The organism is Streptomyces sp. 13-12-16, from assembly GCF_002114215.1.
GTDB lineage: Bacteria > Actinomycetota > Actinomycetes > Streptomycetales > Streptomycetaceae > Streptomyces.
In genome coordinates, this window is the sequence record NZ_NCTE01000218.1 from 1 (window position 1) to 6,661 (window position 6,661).

Below are 6,661 nucleotides of genomic sequence, written 5' to 3' on the forward strand. Positions count from 1 at the left end.
CCCTCGCCGCGAGCGCGCCCGCCTTCCGCCCGGCCGCCCTCCCCGTCACCGTCCAGGCCGCCCGCGAGACCCGCCAGGACGTCGAACTGGCCGGCGGCGCGGTGCTGCGCGGCACCGTGCGGGCCGGCGGCGGGCGGCCCGTGGAGGAGGCCCGCGTGACCCTGCTGGACGCGGCGGGCAACGTCGTCGACACCCTCACCACGGGACCCGACGGCATCTTCCGCTTCGTCGACCTGTCGTCCGGTGAGTACACCGTCATCGCCGCCGGCTACCCGCCGGTCGCGACCGTGCTCCAGATGGCCGGCGGAGGCCGCACGGAACGCGACCTCCAGCTCGGCCACGAGGACTGAAACGGTCGGTCACGCGCGGGAACGCACGCCGGTGCGAGCGCCGGCGAGCAATTCCCGCGTTGACACACATGGCGGCCGACCCTGGCCGTACGGTGGTGACGGCGGTACAGATCTTGCGCAGCCGGGGGAGAGAGGGCCTGGGCCATGGACCGTGGCACCGAGCGGGACACACCTCCGGAACGCCGCGCGGGGGACGGCGCGGCGGCCGAACGGGGCGGCGCCGGCCGTATCCCGCTGGCCGTGGTCGTGGTCGACCGCGACGGACTCGTCTCCCACTGGAGCAGGGGCGCGCGGCGCCTGTTCTCCCTCGCCAAGGAGGACGCGATCGGCCGCCCGGCGGCCGACCTGCTGCCCGTGACCGGGGCCCTGCCCGAGGAACCGGGGGAACCCGGGGAGGAGGAGCCCTACGGGGCGTACGCCGCCTACGACGGCCTGGGGCCCGGCCTCGGTGCCTCGCTCGGCGGGGGCCTGTCCTACCCGGCGGCTGGCCGGGCCCGGCTGGCCGCGGCCGACGCCGGACGGGTCGACGTGCTGTGGTGGGCCTACCCGCTGGTGGGCCCGGGACGCGAGCGGCTGCTGGTGCTGGCCGCCGACGCGGACGGACTGCTGCGCACGGACGGGGCCGGGACGTTCGAACGGATCGCGCCCGGCTTCGCCCTGCACACCGACTTCCCCGGCTCCGAGGACCTCGCCCGCCGGCTCCCCGAGATCCTCCCCAGCATGAGCGTCGGCGACAGCGCCCGCATCGTCGCCCAGGTCCTCGAACTGGGTTACCCCGTACTGGAGTTCAGCCAGAACGACCGGGTGCCCGTCACCCCCGACTGGGGCGTGCCCCGGCGCATCGAACGCCGGGAGCGCCGCGAACGGGCCGCGCGGGCGCTGGCGGCCGGCGAACCGGTGCCCGAGGAACTGCGCGACGAGGGCGAGGACCTCGAGTACGCCGCCGTCCGCGAACGCCTGGAGTTCCTCAACGAGGTCAGCTCCCGGATCGGCACCTCCCTCGAGCTCTCCCGCACCATCGTCGAGGTCAGCAAGGCCGTCGTGCCCCGCTTCACCGACGTCGCCGGCACCTATCTGCGCGAACAGGTCGTCGCCGGTGAGGGATTCGACGAGGGCGTGCCGGACACCACCACCATGTGGCACCGGGTCGCCCTGGAGCACACCGACGAACCCGGCCGCTGGGACGACGTCGTGCCCGTCGGCGAGGCCATGCCCTTTCCGGCGCACACCCCGTTCTTCCAGTGCATGACCACCGGCGAACCCGTCCTCGTGCCGCGCATCAGCGAGGAGATGGGCCACGCCATCGCCTCGCAGTTCGAGAAGCGCGACATCCGGCCGCTGATCACCGGACGGTCCATGCTGGTCGTCCCGCTGAAGGCGCGCCATGCCGTCCTCGGCTTCATGATCCTGCTGCGCCATCCGGAGCGGCAGGTCTTCAACGACATGGACCGGGTCACCGGCGCCGAACTCGCGGCCCGCGCGGGGCTCGTGCTCGACAACGCACGGATGTACACGTACCAGGAGAACGTCGCCGAGACGCTCCAGGACAGCATGCTGCCGCACATCCCGCCGCGCATGGCGGGCTGCGACATCGCCACCCGCTATCTGCCGGGCACCCTGCTCGGGCGGATCGGCGGCGACTGGTTCGACGCGGTGAAGCTGCCCGGCGCCCGTACCGCGTTCGTCGTCGGCGACGTCATGGGGCACGGACTGAACTCGGCCGCGATGATGGGCCAGTTGCGCACCGCCGTGCAGACCATGGCCGCACTCGACCTGCCGCCCGCGCAACTCCTGCGCAACCTCGACGACCTCGCCCAGCGGCTCGGCGACACCTACCTCGCGACCTGCCTGTACGCCGTCTACGACCCCATCGCGGGCGAGCTGCGCCTCGCCAACGCCGGACACATCCCGCCGGTCCTGGTCCGCGCCGCCGACGGGCGCAGCGAACTGCTCGACCTGCCCACCGGGGCGCCCATCGGTGTCGGCGGGGTGCCCTTCGAGACGGTGCGCGTGCCCGTGGAGCCCGGTGACCGGCTGGTGATGTGCACCGACGGACTGGTCGAGGTGCGCGGCGAGGACATCGGTGTCGGGCTCGCCACGCTGTGCGAGTCCGCCGCCCACCCGGCCGCCTCCATGGACGACGCCTGCGACACCATCGTCCGCGAGCTCAACACATCCGGCGGCCGCAAGGACGACGTGGCCCTGTTGATGGCCCGGCTGGGCGGCATCGAACCCGACGACGTCGCCGAATGGCGGCTCGTCCCCGAGCCGTCCGAGGTCGGCCGGGCCCGCGCGGTGGTCCGCGAGCAGCTCCACGACTGGGGGCTGCCGAAGCTCGTCGACAGCACCGAGCTGATGGTGAGCGAGCTCGTCACCAACGCCGTGCTGCACTCCCACGCCCGCCCCGTCGCCCTGCGGCTGGTGCGCGGCGACACGTTGCTGTGCGAGGTGGAGGACGACGACCACGAACTGCCGACACTGCTCGACGCGCGGCCGGCGGACGAGTCCGGGCGAGGACTGCGCGTGGTCAGCACCCTCGCCCGCCAGTGGGGCACCAGCCGGACGACGACCGGCAAGAGCGTGTGGTTCGAACTGACACTGCCGCGACGACGCTGAGCGCCGGTGGTACACGGCGCACTCCGGGGCGAACGAGCCGTGAAGGAATACGCCGCGCGCTTGTCCGCGCGCCCGGGGCGCGATACACCGTACTGGCCCGTCACACGGGGCGGGTCGGCGTCGCACCCTGGGGAGTCGGTCATGAGCGTGACGAGTCGGTACCGGGAGGCCTGGGAGGGCTTCTGGCGTGAGGCACCCGACGAGGAGGGGGCCGTGTTCTGGGACGCGGAGCCCGCCCTGACGGTGGCCCGCCACCTCGCCCTGTTCGAACCGTATCTGACGGACCCCCGGCTGCCCCTGGTGGACCTCGGGTGCGGCAACGGCACCCAGACCCGCTTCCTCGCCGACCGCTTCCCGCACGTCCTCGGCGCCGACCTCTCCGCCGCCGCCCTGGACCGTGCCCGCGCCGCCGACCCGGCCGGGCAGGCGGCGTACCGGCGACTGGACGCCGTCGACAAGGCCGGGATACAGGAGCTGCACGCCGAACTCGGTGACGTCAACGTGTACATGCGCGGTGTGCTGCACCAGTGCGAGCCCGACGACCGGCAGGCGCTGGCGGACGCCGTCGCCACGTTGGTCGGCGACCGCGGCCGTGCCTTCCTCGTCGAGCCCTCCGAGGCCGCCGGAGCCGTCCTGCGGGGCCTCGCGGCCGGCCCCGCGGGACCGCCGCCCAAACTCGCGCCGGTCCTGCGGCACGGCATAGCCCCCGGCGAGGTCGACGACGCGGCCGTGCCCGAGCTCCTGACCGCGGCCGGACTGACCGTGCTGGCGAACGGCACCCTGCCGCTGACCACCACGGAGCACGGCCCCGACGGCACCCGCATCGCACTGCCGTCCCTCTGGTTCCTGACGGGACGCGCCGTACGGTAGTGCCTGGTGAGGAGCGGTGGGTCCTTCACCGGTCCGGACCGGTGGGAGTCATCCACAGGCTGGCCGGGATTCGGCGGAACCACGTAGCGTGTGCCGCATGAAGATCCTCATCAGCGCCGACATGGAGGGCGCCACCGGCGTCACCTGGCCGGCCGACGTGCTGCCGGGGACTCCCCAGTGGGAGCGGTGCCGGTCCATGTTCACCTCGGACGTCAACGCCGCCGTGCAGGGGTTCTTCGACGGCGGCGCCGACGAGGTGCTGATCAACGAGGCCCACTGGACCATGCGCAACCTGCTCCTGGAGCAGCTGGACGAGCGGGCCGAGATGCTCACCGGGCGGCACAAGGCCCTGTCGATGGTCGAGGGCGTGCAGCACGGTGACGTGGACGGCATCGCGTTCATCGGCTACCACGCCGGCGCCGGCATGGAGGGCGTCCTCGCGCACACCTTCCTCGCCAACTCCATCACCGGGGTCTGGGTCAACGACGTACGGGCCAGCGAGGGGCTGCTCAACGCGCACGTGGTCGCCGAGTACGGGGTGCCGGTGGTCCTGGTGACCGGTGACGACGTCGCCTGCGAGGACGCGCTCGGCTACGCGCCCGAGGCGCTGAAGGTCGCCGTCAAGGACCATGTGTCCCGGTACGCGGCCGTGTGCCGCACCCCCGCCCGGACGGCCGCCGACATCCGCGCGGCGGCCGAGGAGGCGGCCACGCTGGCGGTGCGCCGGGAGCCGGTCGACGGCGGGCCGTTCACCGTCGCGGTGGAGTTCGACGCCGAGCACCTGGCGATGGCCGCCACCGTCGTGCCGGGCGTGACCCGCACCGGTGAGCGGAAGGTGGCGTACACCAGCGGGACCATGTACGACGGGATCCGCACCTTCAAGGCGGTCACCACGATCGCCTCGGCCGCGGTGGAGGAGCAGTATGGCTGACGAGCGGGCCCTGGACGAGGTCGTGACGTTCACGTCCGACCTGATCAGGATCGACACGACCAACAGGGGCGGGGGCGACTGCCGGGAGCGGCCCGCCGCCGAGTACGCCGCCGCGCGGCTCGCCGAGGCCGGCCTGGAACCGGTGCTCCTGGAACGCGTCCCCGGCCGGACCAACGTCGTCGCCCGTCTGGAGGGCACCGACCCGTCGGCCGACGCGCTGCTCGTCCACGGGCACCTGGACGTCGTCCCGGCCGAGGCCGCCGACTGGAGCGTGCACCCGTTCTCCGGGGAGGTCCGCGACGGGGTCGTCTGGGGGCGCGGCGCCGTCGACATGAAGAACATGGACGCGATGATCCTCGCCGTGGTGCGGGCCTGGGCGCGCGAGGGCGTACGGCCCCGGCGGGACGTCGTCATCGCGTTCACCGCGGACGAGGAGGCCAGCGCCGAGGACGGCTCCGGCTTCCTCGCCGACCGGCACGCCCACCTCTTCGAGGGCTGCACCGAGGGCGTCAGCGAGTCGGGCGCGTTCACCTTCCACGACGGCGACGGGCGGCAGATCTACCCGATCGCGGCCGGCGAGCGCGGCACGGCCTGGATGAGGCTCACCGCGCGCGGCCGGGCCGGGCACGGCTCCAAGGTCAACCGGGAGAACGCGGTGACCCGCCTCGCCGCCGCCATCACCCGCATCGGCGAGCACCAGTGGCCGCTGCGGCTCACCCCGACCGTGCGGGCCGCGCTCACCGAACTCGCCGCCGTGTACGGCATCCAGACCGACCTGTCCGACCCGGACACGCTGCTGGACAAGCTCGGCACGGCCGGGAAGCTCGTCGAGGCCACCGTCCGCAACAGCACCAACCCGACGATGCTGGACGCCGGTTACAAGGTCAACGTGGTCCCCGGGGAGGCCGTGGCGCGCGTCGACGGACGCTATCTGCCGGGTACCGAGGACGAGTTCCGCGCGACCATGGACCGGCTCACCGGACCGGACGTCGACTGGGAGTTCGAGCACCACGAGGTGGCGCTCCAGGCGCCGGTGGACTCCCCGACGTTCGCCCGGATGCGGGCCGCCGTCGAGGAGTTCGCGCCCGAGGGACACGTGGTGCCGTACTGCATGTCCGGCGGCACGGACGCCAAGCAGTTCTCCCGGCTGGGCATCACCGGCTACGGATTCGCGCCGCTGAGGCTGCCGGAGGGCTTCGACTACCAGGCGCTCTTCCACGGCGTCGACGAGCGCGTCCCGGTCGAGGCGCTGCACTTCGGCGTCCGGGTCCTCGACCGGTTCCTGCGGACGGCCTGAGCGAGTGGGGGAGACAGTGCGGAGCCTGGCGTACGGCGAGTGGCCCTCGCCCATCGACGCGGCCACGGCCGCGGCCCACGACGGCAGCCCCGAGTTCGTGGGCTTCGTCGGCGACGAGGTGTGGTGGACCGAGCCCCGGCCCACCGAGGCCGGCCGGCGCACCCTGGTGCGCCGGCGCGCCGACGGAACCGAGGAGCCGGTCCTGCCCGCGCCGTGGAACGTGCGCACGCGCGTCATCGAGTACGGCGGCCGTCCCTGGGCCGCCGCCGTGCGGGACGGTGTCCCGCTCGTGGTGTTCGTGAACTTCGCCGACCAGCGCCTCTACCGGTACGAGCCGGGTGGCGAGCCCCGCCCGCTCACCCCCGTGTCCCCGGTCGGGCAGGGGCTGCGCTGGGCCGATCCGGTGCTGCTGCCGGAGCGCGGCGAGGCGTGGTGCGTCCTGGAGGAGTTCACCGGCGACGGCCCCGGCGACGTGCGCCGGGTCCTGGCAGCCGTACCGCTGGACGGCTCGGCCGCCGGTGACCGCGGCGCCGTGCGGGAACTGAGCGACGGCCGGCACCGGTTCGTCACCGGGCCGCGTCTCGCGCCGGACGGGCG

General features: G+C 73.7%; 5 protein-coding genes and 1 pseudogene. All 6 read left to right on the plus strand.

The window, feature by feature from the left end:
- Window positions 1-350, plus strand: a 350-nt coding sequence (locus tag B7767_RS09935) for a carboxypeptidase-like regulatory domain-containing protein (RefSeq protein WP_143652321.1), incomplete at its 5' end; no start/stop codon positions are given.
- 144 nt (window positions 351-494) lie between these two features.
- Window positions 495-2,966, plus strand: a complete 2,472-nt coding sequence (locus B7767_RS09940; RefSeq protein WP_085571872.1) for a SpoIIE family protein phosphatase — start codon at window positions 495-497, stop codon at window positions 2,964-2,966.
- 141 nt (window positions 2,967-3,107) lie between these two features.
- Entirely contained in the window at window positions 3,108-3,836 is a 729-nt protein-coding gene (locus B7767_RS09945) for a class I SAM-dependent methyltransferase (RefSeq protein ID WP_085571873.1), read from the plus strand.
- A gap of 97 nt (window positions 3,837-3,933) precedes the next feature.
- Entirely contained in the window at window positions 3,934-4,767 is an 834-nt protein-coding gene (locus B7767_RS09950) for a M55 family metallopeptidase (RefSeq protein ID WP_085571874.1), read from the plus strand.
- Window positions 4,760-6,064: a M20/M25/M40 family metallo-hydrolase gene (locus B7767_RS09955; protein ID WP_085571875.1), complete on the plus strand. Its 1,305-nt coding sequence runs from the start codon at window positions 4,760-4,762 to the stop codon at window positions 6,062-6,064. Before B7767_RS09950 ends, B7767_RS09955 begins: the two co-directional genes overlap by 8 nt.
- Before the next feature lie 4 nt (window positions 6,065-6,068).
- Window positions 6,069-6,661 (plus strand): annotated as a pseudogene (locus B7767_RS09960) (S9 family peptidase); the annotation flags it as partial.

Bases quoted from the DNA above. Each gene is read 5' to 3' on its own strand.
- B7767_RS09945 (WP_085571873.1), top strand. From the start codon at position 3,108: ATGAGCGTGACGAGTCGGTACCGGGAGGCCTGGGAGGGCTTCTGGCGT.
- B7767_RS09955 (WP_085571875.1), top strand. From the start codon at position 4,760: ATGGCTGACGAGCGGGCCCTGGACGAGGTCGTGACGTTCACGTCCGAC.
- B7767_RS09950 (WP_085571874.1), top strand. From the start codon at position 3,934: ATGAAGATCCTCATCAGCGCCGACATGGAGGGCGCCACCGGCGTCACC.
- B7767_RS09940 (WP_085571872.1), top strand. From the start codon at position 495: ATGGACCGTGGCACCGAGCGGGACACACCTCCGGAACGCCGCGCGGGG.